The sequence below is a fragment of the Pseudomonas sp. GM60 genome, assembly GCF_000282415.1.
In the GTDB taxonomy this organism is placed as follows: domain Bacteria; phylum Pseudomonadota; class Gammaproteobacteria; order Pseudomonadales; family Pseudomonadaceae; genus Aquipseudomonas; species Aquipseudomonas migulae.
The window spans coordinates 19,146-33,926 of sequence record NZ_AKJI01000042.1; the positions used below are offsets into that span (position 1 = coordinate 19,146).

Consider the following 14,781-nt stretch of genomic DNA (forward strand, 5'->3'; position numbering starts at 1 on the left):
TTCACACCAATCCATTGTAGGAGCTGGCTTGCCAGCGATGGCGGCCTCCCAGTCCACAAAGAATCAGATCCGCCACACCTCGGGCCCGACAAAAAACGCCCGCGCATTGTCCTCAAGACTCTCCAGGTGATACCCACCCTCCTGCACAATCAGGCACGGCAACCCAAGGCTGCGAATCCGCTCACCCAGCCGCGCAAACCCTTCCCGCGTCACCGCCACTTTGCTCTGCGGGTCCAGCTCGAAAATGTCGAAACCCAGGGACAGCACCAACACCTCGGCAGCGAAATCCTTCACCGCCGCCAGCGCCACCTCCAATTGCCCAAGGAAGTCCGCCTCACTCGAACCGTGGGCCATCGGCAAGTTCAGGTTGTACCCCTCGCCCGCCCCGGCACCGCGCTCATCCGCAAACCCGGCAACCCCCGGATAGAAGTTGGTCGGATCGCCATGCACCGAGACGTACAGCACGTCATCGCGATCATAGAAAATCTCCTGAATCCCCTGACCATGGTGCATGTCGGTGTCGAGCACCGCAACGCGTTCAAACCCGCCGCGCAACACCTGCGCCGCCACCGCCGCGTTGTTCACATAACAAAAGCCACCGGCCGCTTCGGCCCGGGCGTGATGCCCCGGTGGACGGCACAACGCGTAAGCCGCCGGCTCGCCATCAAGCAACGCCTGCGCCCCGGCCACTGCGCTTTGCGCCGACCAATAGGCCGAACGCCAGGTCTGTTCACCCACCGGGCAACTGCCATCCGCGAGATAACGTGCGGCCTGAGCCAGGATTCCGCGCAGAGCGTTTGGCTCACGGACGAAGATGTTCGACATCACTTCGTCGCCCCAATCTTCCGGGATTTCCTTCCAGCGCTGATGCGCTTCCTGGAGAAATGCCAGGTACGGCGCACCGTGCACCGCCAGCAGCGGATCAAGTCCGGCATCCACCGGCTGCTCGACTTTGAAACCCAGCGAGCGAGACGCCTGCACCAGTCGCTGCGCACGCTCCGGCACTTCCTGCGGCGTGCGCATCTGTCCGCGGGAGTAATAGCTGCGTGGATGGTGAAGCAATTGTTCGGGATGGAAAAAACTGCGCATGGGATTGATACCTGTCAGATAACGTAAATCTTCAAACCGGGCACGTTCAATTGTGGGAGCGAGCCTGCTCGCGAAGGCGGTGTGTCAAACAACATTGGCTTCGACTGACACGCCCTCATCGCGAGCAGGCTCGCTCCCACAGGGGTTTGGCGTTTATTCAGCTTTACCGGCGCGGGACAGCACGGCGTTGAGCAGCACGTCGGTGCCTTGCCGCACGTCTTCCGGCAGCACGTCTTCGGCTTCGTTATGACTCAAGCCGCCGACGCACGGGATGAACACCATCGCCGTCGGGCAGAACCGCGCCAGGTGAATCGCGTCATGCCCGGCACCGCTGACAATCGATTGCTGAGCGTAGCCCAGGGCATCCACAGCGTGTTGCACCGCCGCCACGCAGTCCGCGTCGAACGGTGTCGCCGGGCTGATCCAGTGCGGGGTGATCGTCAGGTTCAGGCCGCGACCGTCGGCAATCGCCTGCAGCCGCGCGCGCACTTGCTGCTCCATCGCGTCGATGGCGTCGTCGCGGTGATGACGCAGGTCGACGGTAAAATTCACCAACCCCGGAATGGTGTTGCGCGACGACTTGTTGATGCTCAACTCACCGACGGTGGTCAGGCCCTCCGGGGCAAAATCGGTGGCCAGACTTTCAATCGCCTGAATCATCCGCGCCACGCCGTACAGCGCATCCTTGCGCAGGGGCATCGGCGTGGTGCCGGCGTGAGCCGCCATGCCTTCGACCCGCACGTCGAGCCAGCGAATCGCCTGGCCGCCGCTGACCACGCCGATGCTCTTGGCGTTGTCTTCAAGGATCGGGCCTTGTTCGATGTGGGCTTCAAAATACGCATCCACTGCGCCGCCCAACGGACGCTCGCCGGCATAACCGGTACGCTTCAGCTCATCACCGACGCTGATGCCATCGACATCCCGCACCGCCAGCGCCGCGTCCAATTGCATGATGCCGGTGAACACCGCCGAGCCAAACATCGCCGGGGTGAAGCGCGCGCCTTCTTCGTTGGTCCACACCGCCACTTCCAGCGGCTTGCGGGTCTGGATGCCGAGGTCGTTGAGGCACCGCACCACTTCGAGGCCGGCGAGCACGCCGTACACGCCGTCGAAACGTCCGCCTTCAGGCTGAGTGTCGAGATGGCTGCCCATCATCACGGGCGCAGCGTCCGGGTCCGTGCCGGCGCGGCGGGCGAACAGGTTGCCGATGGCGTCCACGCTCAGGGTCATGCCGGCTTCGCGGCACCAGTGGGCAAACAGTTCGCGACCGGCCTTGTCCTCATCGCTCAAGGCCAGGCGGCAACTGCCGCCACGGGCGGTGGCGCCGATTTCGGCCATCGCCATCAGACTCGCCCACAGGCGTTCGCCATTAATCTTCAACATGAGGTTCTCCAAGACAATTCAAATCCCTGTAGGAGCCGGCTTGCCGGCGATGGGTCCTTCAAGACATGCACTAATCTTTCGGACGCCATCGCCGGCAAGCCGGCTCCTACAGGTTCGGTTGTGCGTAATTGATCGGTGTCAGGCGTTGGCCAGTTCGACGCGTTCAGCGCTGGCATGGCGACGGGCGAGGGAAAGCACACAGACCAGCGATGTGGCAGCAATCAGGCTGTAGAACAGCGCCATCGGCCACCATTGACCGGCGAATTTATGCGCCAGCAGCGTGCCGATCAGCGGCGTCAAACCACCGGCCACAGCGCCACAGATCTGATACGCCAGCGAAATCGCCGTGTAGCGCACGCGGGTCTCGAACATGCCACTGACGTACCCGGCGATCACCGCGTAGAACGACGCCATGCACACCACCGCCAGCGCGATGCCAAGGATGATCAACGGTGCCTGGGCCGAGCTGACCAGCACGAACATCGGGTACGGCGAAGCCATCGCCAACAACGACACCAGGCACAGGAAACGCGTGGCGCCGATTTTTTCCGCGAGCCACGCCGCCAGCGGCTGGATGCAGAACTGAATGATCGCCACCACAAACAGGCACTCGAGGATCAGCGAGCGCGGCAACTGCAGTTGCTGGGTGGTGTAGGCGATCATGAAGGTGTTGGTGAAATACACCCCGGCAATCCCCAGGGTGTTGGCGCCGATGCACAACAACAGCGGACGCCACGCGGTGCGCAGGACTTCCATGACCGGCGCCTGCTCTTTACGCGTGCTCTTGGCGGCGAGTTCGCGACTGGCGAGGAACTCCGGTGACTCGTTCACGCCCAGTCGAATCGCCAGCCCCACCAGCAGCAGCAACGAACTGGCGAGGAACGGCAAGCGCCAGCCCCAGCTCATCAGGTCTTCTTCCGGCAAACGGGTGACTGCGCTGAATGCCAGCAGCGACAGGATCAAACCGGCCGGGCTGCCAAGTTGCGCAAAGGACGCGAAGAAATTGCGCCGACCTTTCGGCGCATGCTCGCCGGCCATCAAGACCGCCCCGCCCCACTCGCCACCCACGGCAATGCCCTGGACGATGCGCAGCAGAATCAGCAGTACCGGCGCTGCGGCGCCGATCTGTGCATAAGTCGGCAGCAAACCGATGCAGACCGTGACCACGCCCATCATCAGTAAGGTGATGATCAACGATTTCTTGCGCCCGATGCGGTCGCCGATGTGGCCGAAGATGATCCCGCCCAACGGCCGCGCAAAGAAGCCCACGGCGAAGGTGCCGAACGCGGCCATCGTGCTGAACAGTTTGTCGTCGGAGGGGAAGAACAGCGCGCCGAACACCAGCGCGGCGGCGGTGGCGTAAATGTAAAAGTCGTACCACTCGATCATGGTGCCGATGAAGGCTGCGGCTGCCGCACGACGTGGCTGGGAAGAAGCTGGGGGCTTCATGGTTCGGACTCCATTGATTGTTTTTTTGGCAGGAGAAAAGCAGTAAATCCAAGGCACTCTGACGGCGCCTGTCTGGGAGTGATTTATCGTCCCGAGGCTATGATTAGTCAATTTTCTATTTATTATGCGCAGTATTACGACAGCTTATAATCGAGAGCCACATGGTCGAACGCGATGTGCAACGCCTGCTCAATGACCGACTGGACTGGAACCTGCTGCGCACCTTTCGGGTGATCGGCCAGGAGCTGAGCATCAGCCGCGCCGCCGCCCGCCTGCACCTGACGCAACCCGCCGTGAGCCAGGCATTGAAGCGCCTGGAAGAACAACTCGGCCGCCAACTGATCGCCCGTCGCGGGCCACGTTTTGCCCTGACCGAAGTCGGCGAGCAGATCTTCGCACTGGCCGGGGAAATCTATGGGCAGATGTCCCAGGTCAGCAGCGTGCTGGAGCAACCGGCCGACGAAGTGATCGGCAAGGTGCGCCTCTTGATCATCAGCCGGATCTACTCGGAACGCTTCGATGACTTCCTCGCGGACTTCCATCGGCAGCACCCGCGGGTCGATCTGGAGGTGGACGTGATGCGCAGCTCCGACATCGTCAGCGCCCTTCAGGAAAAAACCGCGACGCTGGGGCTAAGCCTCAATCGCCGTCCGCAACCGCGCCTGGAGCAACGGTTGTTCCTGCGTCAGCGCTATGCGTTTTTCTGCGGCAAGCATCATGCGATGTTCGGCCAGCAGAACGTCGACCAAGGGGATTTACAGCGGGAGAATTTCGTCAGTTTCACCAGCGACCAGATCGGCGGCATGCTCTCGCCGCTGACGATTTTTCGCGATCAGCAGGGCTTCAGCGGACGCATCGTGGCGTCGTCACCGAGCCTGGAAGAAGTGCGGCGACTGGTGATCGCCGGGTTCGGTATCGGCTGTTTGCCCGAGCACGTGGTGGCGGCGGACGTCGACGCCGGATTGCTCTGGCGCCTGCCGCCCCACGAAGGGATTGCCGACGTGGACATTCATTTGCTGTGGAACCGCGAGCAGCGCATGAGCCGGGCCGAGACGATATTCATCGAGAGCCTGCAACGCTGCCTGACGGCTTAGACGCGCAACACCTGCGCGACCGGTTCACCGGCGCGCAAACGTTCGAGCAAGCGCGGTTCGGCATGATCGGACGCCAACGCCTGCTCGATGACACCGGCCGCGGTGTGCCAATCGAGAAACAGCACGCCGTTGTCGTCCGCCAGCACCAGATCACCCGGCTGCACGGTGACGCCTGCGCAGTGAATCGGCTGGTTGATCTGGCTGTCGCCCCGACCGTGCAGCTTGGTGGTCAGCAGGCTGGTGCCGCGAGCGAAGACCGGCAATCCGCCCTCTCGCAGCTCCAGCAAATCAGTCACGGCGCCGTCCACCACGATGCCCGCCGCCCCGGCACAACTCGCAGCACAACTGGTCACCGCGCCGACCGGTGCGTGTTGCCAGTCGCCGCCGGTGTCGATCACCAACACGTCGCCCGGCTTTATCAGCGCCAACGCCTGGTTGACGGCAATGGCATCGGCGCCCACCAATTTCAGGGTTAGCGCACGGCCCACCAGTTTCACATTGGGCACCATCGCCCGCAGTTGCGAGTCGGCAAAACCCGCCTCCAGAAAATGGCCTAGGGTCGGAAAACTCACCGCTTTGAACTGCTCGATCAACTGTGATTTATCCATGCTGCGGCTCCCTGGCAATCACCTCGGCCACACAGTCGATTTCCAGCGACACGCCCCACAGCGCCACGCACACCGTGGTTCGCGCCGGCGGCGCATGGCCGAGAAACTCGCGATACACCGCGTTGAACGGCTCCAGTTGCGCCGGATCGGTGAGGTACGCGTTGACCTTGATCACGTGGCTGAAACCCGAGCCGGCTTCAATCAGGATCGCCTCGAGATTGTGCAAGGTTTGCCGCACTTGCTCGGTGAAATCGGCGGGCTGCTCATCGAGTGTGCTTTGGGCCGGAATCTGCCCGGCGGTGAACACCAGATGGCCGCTGACCACCGCTTGAGAGTAAGGCCCGACCGGGCCGATGAAACCCGGAGCGGATTGAATTCTGCGCATGCTGTTGAGCTCCATGAATCAGGCCGCAGCCGATTTGAAAGGTTTGCGAACGGGTTGATCGGCAGCCGGACCCGCCGCCGGGATTTCGCTGATGTCGCGCTTGAACGTCTCGGTCAGCAGCAACAGCGCCAGCAAGGAAATCAGCGCCGCGCCGATCATGTACCAGGCCACCGACGAGCCTTTGCCGGTCGCTGCAAGCAACGCAGTGGTGACGATGGGCGTTGCGGCGCTGCCGAGCAGGCCGGACAGCATGTAGCTGATCGACAGTCCCGAATAACGCACGCGGGTGCCGAACAACTCCGCCAGGAAGGTCGCGATAGGCCCGTAGTTGGCGGCGAATGCGGTCATCAACAGCAAGTAGCCGAAGATCACCAGCGACAGCTCCTTGGTGTCCATCAGCCAGAACATCGGGAACGCGACCAACGCCTCGGCAACGATGCCGGCGACAATGATCGGCTTGCGGCCGAATCGGTCCGACAACGCGCCGAACACCGGCAGCATGACGATGCACCAGGCGCAGGACAGCAGCACCACGCCCAGCATCACGCTGCGACTGAAACCGAGATTCTGCGTGCCGTACGTCAGGCCGAACGCGACGATGATGTTGAACGACGCGCCGGTCGACATCGTCGCAATACCGCCGAGCACCACTTGCTTCCAGTACTTGCGGAAGACTTCGGCCAGCGGCATTTTCACCTGCACTTCCGCTTCCTTGACCTTGTTGAAGGCTGGCGTTTCGGCAATGTTCAGGCGGATGTACAAACCCACGGCGATCAGCAGCACGCTGGCCAGAAACGGAATGCGCCAGCCCCAGGCCAACAGGTCTTCAGGCGACAGCCACGCGGCAATCACCAGGAACGCCAGGTTGGCAATCATGGTCCCGGCCGGGACGCCGATCTGCACCCAGGAACCGTACAGGCCGCGCTTGTTGGCCGGCGCATGTTCCACCGCCATCAACACCGCCCCGCCCCACTCACCGCCCAGCGCCAGGCCTTGAATCACCCTCAGCAATAACAACAGGATCGGCGCCCATATCCCGATGGCCGCGTAATTGGGTAACAAGCCGATCGCGAACGTGGCGGCGCCCATGGTCAACAGCGAAATCAACAACATTGACTTGCGACCCAAGCGGTCACCGAAGTGCCCGAACAACGCCGCACCGACAATCCGCGCCAGATACGCCGAAGCGAAGGTGCCGAATGCCAGCAATGTGCCGATCAGCGGCACGAAGTCCGGGAAGAACACCTTGTTGAAGACCAGCGCCGACGCGGTGGCAAACACAAACAGGTCGTACCATTCCACCGTGGTGCCGATGACACTGGCCACGGCAACTTTTTTCATGCTGATTGCAACTTCCGGCGGGGCACCGGACTTTTCTGCGGACGATAGATCGCTCATCACTGACTCCAGGAATTCTTCAGAACTCGTTTATTTAATTGTTTTGACTGGCAGTAAATCGTTTGAGAGTGAGGGATTGTTGTTATGTATCGCCCAACTGAGTGGGCGAGTTTTTATATTCAGTAACCCAGTAATCGGTCCGCGTTATTCAATAAAGGTTCGCCGGCATTTAAACGGCGGAAGTTCTCCGCAACTTGTTCGGCAATGCAGTCGTGGGAGGCCGCCGAAGCCATATGCGGTGTGATCGTCACACCGGGCATTGTCCAGAGACGGTGATCAACCGGCAGTGGTTCTTGCTCGAAAACATCCAGCAGCGCGCCGCGCAGTTTTCCTCGTTTCAGGGCGTATTCGAGGTCGTCGATATTGAGATGACCGCCCCGACCGCAATTCACCAGCGCAGCGCCATTGGCCAATTGTTCGAAAGTTGAATGACCAAGAATACCGCGGGTTTCGCTGGTCAGCGGTAACAAGTTGATCAGCAACTCCACACCCTCGAGAAACGGTTTCAGGTTTGCCGCACCGGCGAAGGTCTGGACGCCGTTTATCGTCTTGTCACTGCGCGCCCAGCCACGAACGTCATAACCGGAAGCGGCCAGATCCTGAGCGATGGCGCTGCCCAGCGATCCCAGCCCCATCACACCCACTTTGAATTGCCCCGCCGCCCGTTGCAGCGGCCGCTCCCAGCGCTGTTCCTGTTGCTGCAACAGCACTTGATCGAAACCACGGTGATAGTGAATCACCGCCCAGCGTACGTATTCGGTCATGCCCTGACGGTGGCCGGGATCGACCACCCGGCACACGGGCAGATCCGGGCACGACGGGTCGTGATCGAGGTGATCGATGCCGGCTGCCACCGAGTGAATCACCTGAAGATTCGGTAACGCGGCGAGGCTGCCCGGTAAAGGGAACCAGCACGCGGCAATCTGCGCATTTTTGGCCAGCGGATCATCCGCCAGCACGGTGGTGAGCTGCGGTGCGCTGCGGGCGAACGCGGCTTGCAGTTGCTTGAGCAGCAAGGTGTCGCGGGAAAGTAAAACCACGGTGCTCATGACAGATAGGACTCACGCTGGGATTCGATCAGGGTCAGTGCGGCCTCCCAGGCCAGGTCGATGATGTTGTCCTGCTCATCGCGGTCAAACTGCTCGGCGGTGTGTGCACACACTTCCGGCGACGGGTAATGCAACGCTGAACCGCCGGCCAGCGCCGCCACCTGCGCCTGACAGGCCCGCTCCAGAAAGTGGATCTCCTGAAACGCCTGAGCCACGCCGGAGCCGCCGACCAGCAAACCGTGATTGCGCAGGATCATTGCCCGGTGCGGCCCCAGATCAGCAATCAACCGCTCGCGCTCATCCAGCGACAACGCGATGCCTTCATAGGTGTGATACGCCAATTTTCCGTAGAACTTCAGGGCGTGCTGACTGATCGGCAGCAAGCCCTGTTTCTGCGCCGCAACGGCCATGCCGGCGGCGGTGTGGGTATGGATCACGCAATTCAGATCCGGACGGGCCATGTGGATCGCCGAATGAATGACGAACCCTGCGGCGTTGACCCGATGACCTTCGTAATGCGGGTCGACGACGCGCCCGTCCTGATCGATGCGCACCAGATCCGAGGCGCGCATGCGGTCGAAAATCACCCCGTAGCGGTTGATCAGAAAGTGATGCTCAGGCCCTGGAATCCGCAGGGTGATGTGGGTGTCGATCAAATCGGTCATGCGAAAGTGCGCGACCAGCCGATACAGCGCAGCCAGTTCGCAACGGGCCTTCCATTCAACCGGGCCGATGTGTTCAGGTTTACTCACGAATACACCTCTTTAGCAGCGTGGGTGACGACCGGGTTGGCGCGCAGGCGGGCCAGCCCGCAAACACCGATCAGGGACAGGGCCGAAAGCAAGGTGAAGAACACCGCCAACGGCAGCCATTGTCCGGAAAACTTGCTCGCCAGCAGCGTGCCGATCAGCGGCGTGGTGCCGCCGGCCAGTGCACAGCTCAATTGGTAAGCGATGGAAATGCCCGAGTAGCGCAGGTGCACCGGGAACGCCTGGGTCATGTAACCGGCGATCACCGCGTACAGCGCCGAAAGGATCACTACCGCGAGGGCGATGCCGAGGGTCATCAACAGGATGTTTTGCGTGCCCACCAGCAAGAACATCGGGTACGGCGTGACCATGCACAGCAGCGCAACGAGCTTGAGAAAACGACCTTCGCCGATGCGCTCGGCGAGCAGTGCGCTGAGCGGTTGCGAGAGCAACTGAATGACGGTCACCAGGAACAGGCAATCGAGAATCGTCGAGCGTGCGATGCCCTGATACTGGGTGACGTAGGTGATCATGAAGGTGTTGGTGAAGAAGAACCCGGCCGAGCCGATGGTCACTGCGGCGGCAGCGAACAGGATCTGCCGCCAGCACGTGCGAATCACGTCTTTCACCGGGTATTTGGCGGTCTCGTTGTTGTCCCGCGCCTTGGCGAACTCCGGCGACTCATGAACGCCGGAGCGGATCATCAGGCCGACCATCATCAGCACACCACTGGCGAGGAACGGCAGACGCCAGCCCCAGGCCAGGAAGTCTTCGGGTTCGAGTGATGTCACCAGGCGAAAAGCAATCAACGCCAGTAACAAACCGGCCGGGCTGCCGAGTTGGGCGAATGATGCGTAGAAGGTTTTGCGCTTGGCTGGCGCGTGTTCGCTGGCCATCAACACGGCCCCGCCCCACTCGCCTCCGACGGAAATGCCCTGGATCAAACGCAGCACGATCAGGCCGATCGGTGCCCAGATACCGGCGCTGGCGTAGCTCGGTAACAGGCCGATGCCGGCAGTTGCCACGCCCATCAGCGCCATCGTCACCAGCAACATTTTCTTGCGGCCCAGACGATCGCCCAGATGTCCGAAAACCATGCCGGCCATGGGACGGGCGATGAAGCCGACGGCGAAACTGCCAAAAGCCGCCAGGGTACTCATCACCGGGTCGCTGCTGGGAAAGAACACTTGCCCAAGCACCAACGCTGCCGCTGTGGCGTAAATGTAAAAGTCGTAGAACTCGATGGTCGTGCCAATGAAGGCAGCGGCCGCCGCTCGACGCGGCTGTGCGGTGGTGTGCATGCAAGGACCCTGTGTATTTATAGTTTTGGGCAGGTACTGAAGGCTGTTTACGGTTGCGCTCTGTGGCGCTTGTGGGCTTTATCGCTTCCATGCCAGGATTAGTCAATTTTCATATTCTTATCTTTACTATTAGCGCTGCTACTACATGGGATTGTCATGACTTCCACTAACCCCTGGGTGGGCCGACGTTTTCTGAATGATCGTCTCGACTGGAACCTGCTGCGCACCTACCTTGTGATCGGCCAGGAAGGCAGCATGAGCCGTGCCGCAGCGCGGTTGCACATCACGCAGTCAGCCGTCAGCCAGGCGTTGAAACGGCTGGAAGAACAACTGGAATGTGTGTTGATTGCCCGTAGCGGGAGACGGTTTGACCTGACGGAAACCGGGGAAGAAGTCCTGCGCATTGCGACGGATATCTACGGCGATATTTCGCGATTGGGCACCGTGGTGGAGAGTCGTCACGATGACGTGGTGGGCAAGATCCGCATCCTCACCGTCAGCGGCGTGCAAGCGCGGCATTACGACGAGTTCCTCGCGGACTTCCATGAAACCCACCCGAAAATCGAGCTGGAAGTCGAAGTGATGGGCAGCTCGAACATCATCAGTTCGTTGCTGCAAAAGACCGCGACCATTGGCGTCGGTCTGTGTCGTTTACCGCAGCCGCGGCTGGAACAGCGGGTGCTGTTCCGAGAGCGTTATGCGTACTTTTGCGGGCAGCGTCATCGGCTGTTCGGACAAGAGAATCTGACGCTGGAACAGCTCGCCGCAGAAAATTTCGTCAGTTTCACCAGCGACCAGCTCGGCGGAAATCTTTCGCCACTGACGCTGTTTCGCGACCAGCAGGGTTTTACCGGCAAGATCGTTGCTTCATCGACGAGCTTCGAAGAGATTTACCGATTGATTTGCGCAGGGTACGGGATTGGCTGCCTGCCGACGCATTTGGTGAAAAGGGATGTCGAGCAAGGGTTGCTGTGGCGGTTGCCGCCGGAGGATGGGGTGGTGGATTTTGATATTCAGCTGCTGTGGAATCGCGAGCAGAAGATGAGTCAGGCGGAAACCGTGTTCCTCGAAAGCTTCCAGCACATGCTCAGCATTCGTGAGCCTGTGCTGTGAAGCCTTGATCGGTTAAACGTGAGGATCGCCAGGCGGTTTGCTCGGCGTGGCGTATTGCGGTTTCAGGTGGCCGTCCTGATCGAGTAACCAGGCGTCCATGATCTGTCGCACCACAGGCCCGGCGACGCGACCGCCGGCCTCACCGTTTTCGATCATCACCGAGATGACAATCTTCGGGTGCTCAGCCGGTGCGAAGCCGACAAACAAGGCGTTGTCGCGGTTCCGCTCCAGGGTTTTCGCCCGGTTGTAGCGCTCACCCTGTTTGATCGCGACCACTTGCGCGGTACCACTTTTCCCGGCGATGCGATATTGCGCACCTTGGGCCGCCGCTCGGGCGATCCCGCGAGCGTCGTGCATGACCATTTGCATGCCGTGGTTGACCTGCTCCCAGTCACGCGGGTCTTTCAACAGGATGTTTGGCATCGGATGCTCATCCACTGGCGTCACACCATCCACGGTCTTGGCCAGGTGCGGACGGTTCCAGACACCTTTGTTGGCGATCAGTGCGGTGGCTTGAGCGAGCTGCAGCGGCGTGACCTGCATGTAACCCTGGCCGATGCCGAGGATCACCGTTTCGCCGGGGAACCACGCCTGACGGCGCGTGGCACGCTTCCAGGCCTGAGACGGCATCAAGCCGGCAGACTCTTCGAACATATCCAGCGAGACCTTCTCACCAAGCCCGAACATCGCCATGTAGTCGTGCAGGCGATCGATGCCCAGCTTGTGCGCCAGGTCGTAGAAGTAGGTGTCGTTGGAGCGCATGATCGCTGCGTCCATGTCCACCCAACCGTCGCCGCTGTGGTTCCAGTTACGGTACTTGTGATCGAAGTCCGGAAGCTGGTAATAACCCGGGTCGAAGACGCGGGTCTGCGGGGTCACGACACCCGCATCCAGGCCGGCAATCGCCACTTCAGGCTTGATGGTCGACCCGGGCGCATAAAGACCGCGCAGTACGCGGTTAAATAGCGGCCGGTCGATGGAGTCATGCAGTGCTGCGTACTCCTTGAAGCTGATCCCGGTCACGAACAGGTTCGGGTCAAAGCTTGGCTTGCTGACCATGGCCAGCACTTCACCGGTCGATGGATCGAGCGCGACCACTGAACCGCGACGATCACCCAAGGCTTCTTCGGCGGCTTCCTGAAGTTTGACGTCGAGGCTCAGGACGATGTTTTTACCAGGCACCGGATCGGTGTGTTTGAGCACTCGCAGCACGCGACCCTGGGCGTTGGTTTCGACTTCTTCGTAACCGACGTGGCCGTGCAATTCCGATTCATAAAACTTTTCAATCCCGGTCTTGCCGATGGATTGGGTGCCTCGGTACTCGACAGTGTCCAGGGCCTTGGATTCTTTCTCGTTGATTCGACCGACGTAGCCGATGGAATGGGCGAAGTGCGCGCCCATCGGGTAATGGCGAACGAACTGCGGCTCAACGTCGATTCCGGGCAGGCGGAATTCGTTGACGGCGAGTACGGCGATTTGCTCTTCACTGAGTTCGTAGAACAGCGTGACGGGTACAAAGGGGTGGCGCGCCTGCTTCATCGCCTTGTCGAACAACGACCGGTCTTCAGCGGGCAGGTGCAGGAGGTTGACCACCTCATCCAGTTCTTCTTTGACGTCAGCGGCGCGTTCGCGGGTGATGGTCAGGTTGAAGCTGGGGCGGTTGTCGGCGAGGACCACGCCGTTGCGGTCGTAGATCAATCCGCGCGTGGGGGTGATCGGCAATACGTGGACGCGATTGTTTTCGGAGATGGTCGAGTGATAGTCAAACTCGACGACTTGCAGTACGTACATGCGCACCACCAGTGCGCAGGTGATAGCGACGACGAACAAGGCGCAAGCCATCAGTCTTTTGTTGACCAGGCGCGTCTCTTTTTCGTGGTCCTTGATCGGTATCGGTTGGGGCATTTCTGCAGCTGCTCTTTAACTAAAAAGGGGCGCCGATCCGTAGGCTTGAAATCAGTCCGTTAAAAAAACGAGCTGCACCATACCAAAAACCGTGCGGTCACTTTAGTGCGATTTCCTCTAACGGTTGTCCTTGAGGGCCAAAACGACGGTTGGTTTTTTCTGACTCGTGCGATTTGTTCAAAATTGATATTCCGATTCATGCATTTTTCTTGCAGATAGGCCTGTGGATACTGGGTGCATGTCATTCCCTGTTTGGAGTCATTTCATGCACCCACGATTTACACGATTACTCGGCTCGAACGGTTTTTCCATTGGGCTGGAGCTGCCACTGGATAACGATTGGTCCAGCGACGGCCAGCGCCGACGAATTGCCGAAGATCGCCCTTTCGGTGTTCCGGATCTGAAGCAACATGCAGCGATGGCGAGGCTGGCGGACAAGGCTGGGTTCCGTGCTCTGTGGGTCCGCGATGTACCGGTTTACGACCCGAATTTCGGCGATGCCGCACAGGTTTTCGAAACCTTTTCCTACCTTGGTTACCTGGCCGGAATCACCGACAACATCATGTTGGGTACGGCGGCGGTTGTACTTCCATTGCGTCAGCCTTGGCTCACCTTGAAGTCAGCAAACAGTGTTGATGAGTTGAGCGATGGGCGTTTACTGCTTGGCGTGGCCAGTGGTGACCGGCCTATGGAATATCCATTGTTTGGGGTCGATTACGATCAGAGGGGAGAGATTTTTCGCGACACGGTGGAGTTGTTGCGCGACCAGGGTGAAGGCCGCCTGCCTGAAGGTGCGCACTTGCTTCCGCAGCGAGATGAAGCGGCTCCATTATTGGTGGCAGGTCTTGGCCAGCAATCACCCGCATGGATTGGTGAGCACATGGATGGCTGGCTCGCCTACCCGGGTACGCCAGATGAACATCGGCGTCGGGTCGGGTTGTGGCGCGAGGTGGGTGGGGATAAGCCTTACATCAGCTTCGTCCACCTTGATCTGGCAGCCAATCCTCACGCTCCGATGCGACGTGTGCGTTTCGGCGGCATTTGCGGGCGGTTGGCACTGATTGATGAGCTTCAGGCATTACGTGAAGCCGGGGTACAACATGTTGGCCTGCATGTGCGACGTAGCGAACGCCCGGTTGCCGAGGTTATTGAAGAGATTGCTGAATACGTTCTGCCAAAGTTCCACTGACAATGCAGTGCCTTCAAGGGCCGCCAATGTGGCTGCCCTTTTTTTCGCCACTTTCCTGCGGGCAAAACA

Annotated in this window: 13 protein-coding genes; 3 read left to right on the forward strand and 10 right to left on the reverse strand. The window is 60.3% G+C overall.

Going from position 1 to position 14,781, the window contains the following annotated elements:
• Window positions 1-63 precede the first annotated feature (63 nt).
• The 3 genes from PMI32_RS18095 to PMI32_RS18085 all read right to left on the reverse strand — a co-directional run bounded on the left by PMI32_RS18095 (window position 64) and on the right by PMI32_RS18085 (window position 3,921).
• Window positions 64-1,089: a histone deacetylase family protein gene (locus PMI32_RS18095; protein WP_008027986.1), complete on the reverse strand. Its 1,026-nt coding sequence runs from the start codon at window positions 1,087-1,089 to the stop codon at window positions 64-66.
• A 153-nt stretch (window positions 1,090-1,242) separates the two neighbouring features.
• A complete protein-coding gene (locus PMI32_RS18090; RefSeq protein WP_008027989.1) occupies window positions 1,243-2,472 on the reverse strand; it encodes a Zn-dependent hydrolase in 1,230 nt (409 codons plus the stop codon).
• Between the two features lie 138 nt (window positions 2,473-2,610).
• On the reverse strand, window positions 2,611-3,921 hold the full coding sequence (locus PMI32_RS18085; RefSeq protein ID WP_008027991.1) for an MFS transporter: 1,311 nt from the start codon (window positions 3,919-3,921) through the stop codon (window positions 2,611-2,613).
• Between the two features lie 161 nt (window positions 3,922-4,082).
• Here PMI32_RS18085 and PMI32_RS18080 point away from each other — a divergent pair, with 161 nt between their 5' ends.
• The gene (locus tag PMI32_RS18080; protein ID WP_008027993.1) at window positions 4,083-5,015 is read left to right on the forward strand and encodes a LysR family transcriptional regulator; all 933 of its coding nucleotides are present in this window, start codon (window positions 4,083-4,085) and stop codon (window positions 5,013-5,015) included.
• Here PMI32_RS18080 and PMI32_RS18075 read toward each other — a convergent pair.
• The 6 genes from PMI32_RS18075 to PMI32_RS18050 all read right to left on the reverse strand — a co-directional run bounded on the left by PMI32_RS18075 (window position 5,012) and on the right by PMI32_RS18050 (window position 10,505).
• Complete coding sequence (locus PMI32_RS18075; RefSeq protein WP_008027996.1) at window positions 5,012-5,623, reverse strand: RraA family protein; 612 nt, start codon at window positions 5,621-5,623, stop codon at window positions 5,012-5,014. The genes PMI32_RS18080 and PMI32_RS18075 overlap by 4 nt on opposite strands.
• Window positions 5,616-6,008: a RidA family protein gene (locus PMI32_RS18070; RefSeq protein WP_008027998.1), complete on the reverse strand. Its 393-nt coding sequence runs from the start codon at window positions 6,006-6,008 to the stop codon at window positions 5,616-5,618. The genes PMI32_RS18075 and PMI32_RS18070 overlap by 8 nt, the downstream gene beginning before the upstream one ends.
• Before the next feature lie 18 nt (window positions 6,009-6,026).
• Window positions 6,027-7,406, reverse strand: a complete 1,380-nt coding sequence (locus tag PMI32_RS18065; protein WP_008028000.1) for an MFS transporter — start codon at window positions 7,404-7,406, stop codon at window positions 6,027-6,029.
• A gap of 119 nt (window positions 7,407-7,525) precedes the next feature.
• Window positions 7,526-8,455, reverse strand: a complete 930-nt coding sequence (locus PMI32_RS18060; RefSeq protein WP_008028002.1) for a 2-hydroxyacid dehydrogenase — start codon at window positions 8,453-8,455, stop codon at window positions 7,526-7,528.
• Entirely contained in the window at window positions 8,452-9,207 is a 756-nt protein-coding gene (locus tag PMI32_RS18055; protein WP_008028005.1) for a class II aldolase/adducin family protein, read from the reverse strand. Before PMI32_RS18055 ends, PMI32_RS18060 begins: the two co-directional genes overlap by 4 nt.
• Entirely contained in the window at window positions 9,204-10,505 is a 1,302-nt protein-coding gene (locus PMI32_RS18050) for an MFS transporter (protein ID WP_008028008.1), read from the reverse strand. Before PMI32_RS18050 ends, PMI32_RS18055 begins: the two co-directional genes overlap by 4 nt.
• Window positions 10,506-10,661: 156 nt before the next feature.
• Between PMI32_RS18050 and PMI32_RS18045 the strand changes: the two genes are divergently transcribed.
• Window positions 10,662-11,618, forward strand: coding sequence for a LysR family transcriptional regulator (locus PMI32_RS18045; protein ID WP_008028009.1), 957 nt, complete (start codon window positions 10,662-10,664; stop codon window positions 11,616-11,618).
• 12 nt (window positions 11,619-11,630) lie between these two features.
• Here PMI32_RS18045 and mrdA read toward each other — a convergent pair whose 3' ends face one another.
• Entirely contained in the window at window positions 11,631-13,523 is a 1,893-nt protein-coding gene (gene mrdA / locus PMI32_RS18040; protein ID WP_008028011.1) for a penicillin-binding protein 2, read from the reverse strand.
• Between the two features lie 265 nt (window positions 13,524-13,788).
• Between mrdA and PMI32_RS18035 the strand changes: the two genes are divergently transcribed.
• Entirely contained in the window at window positions 13,789-14,712 is a 924-nt protein-coding gene (locus PMI32_RS18035) for a TIGR03571 family LLM class oxidoreductase (protein WP_008028013.1), read from the forward strand.
• Window positions 14,713-14,781: the final 69 nt, after the last annotated feature.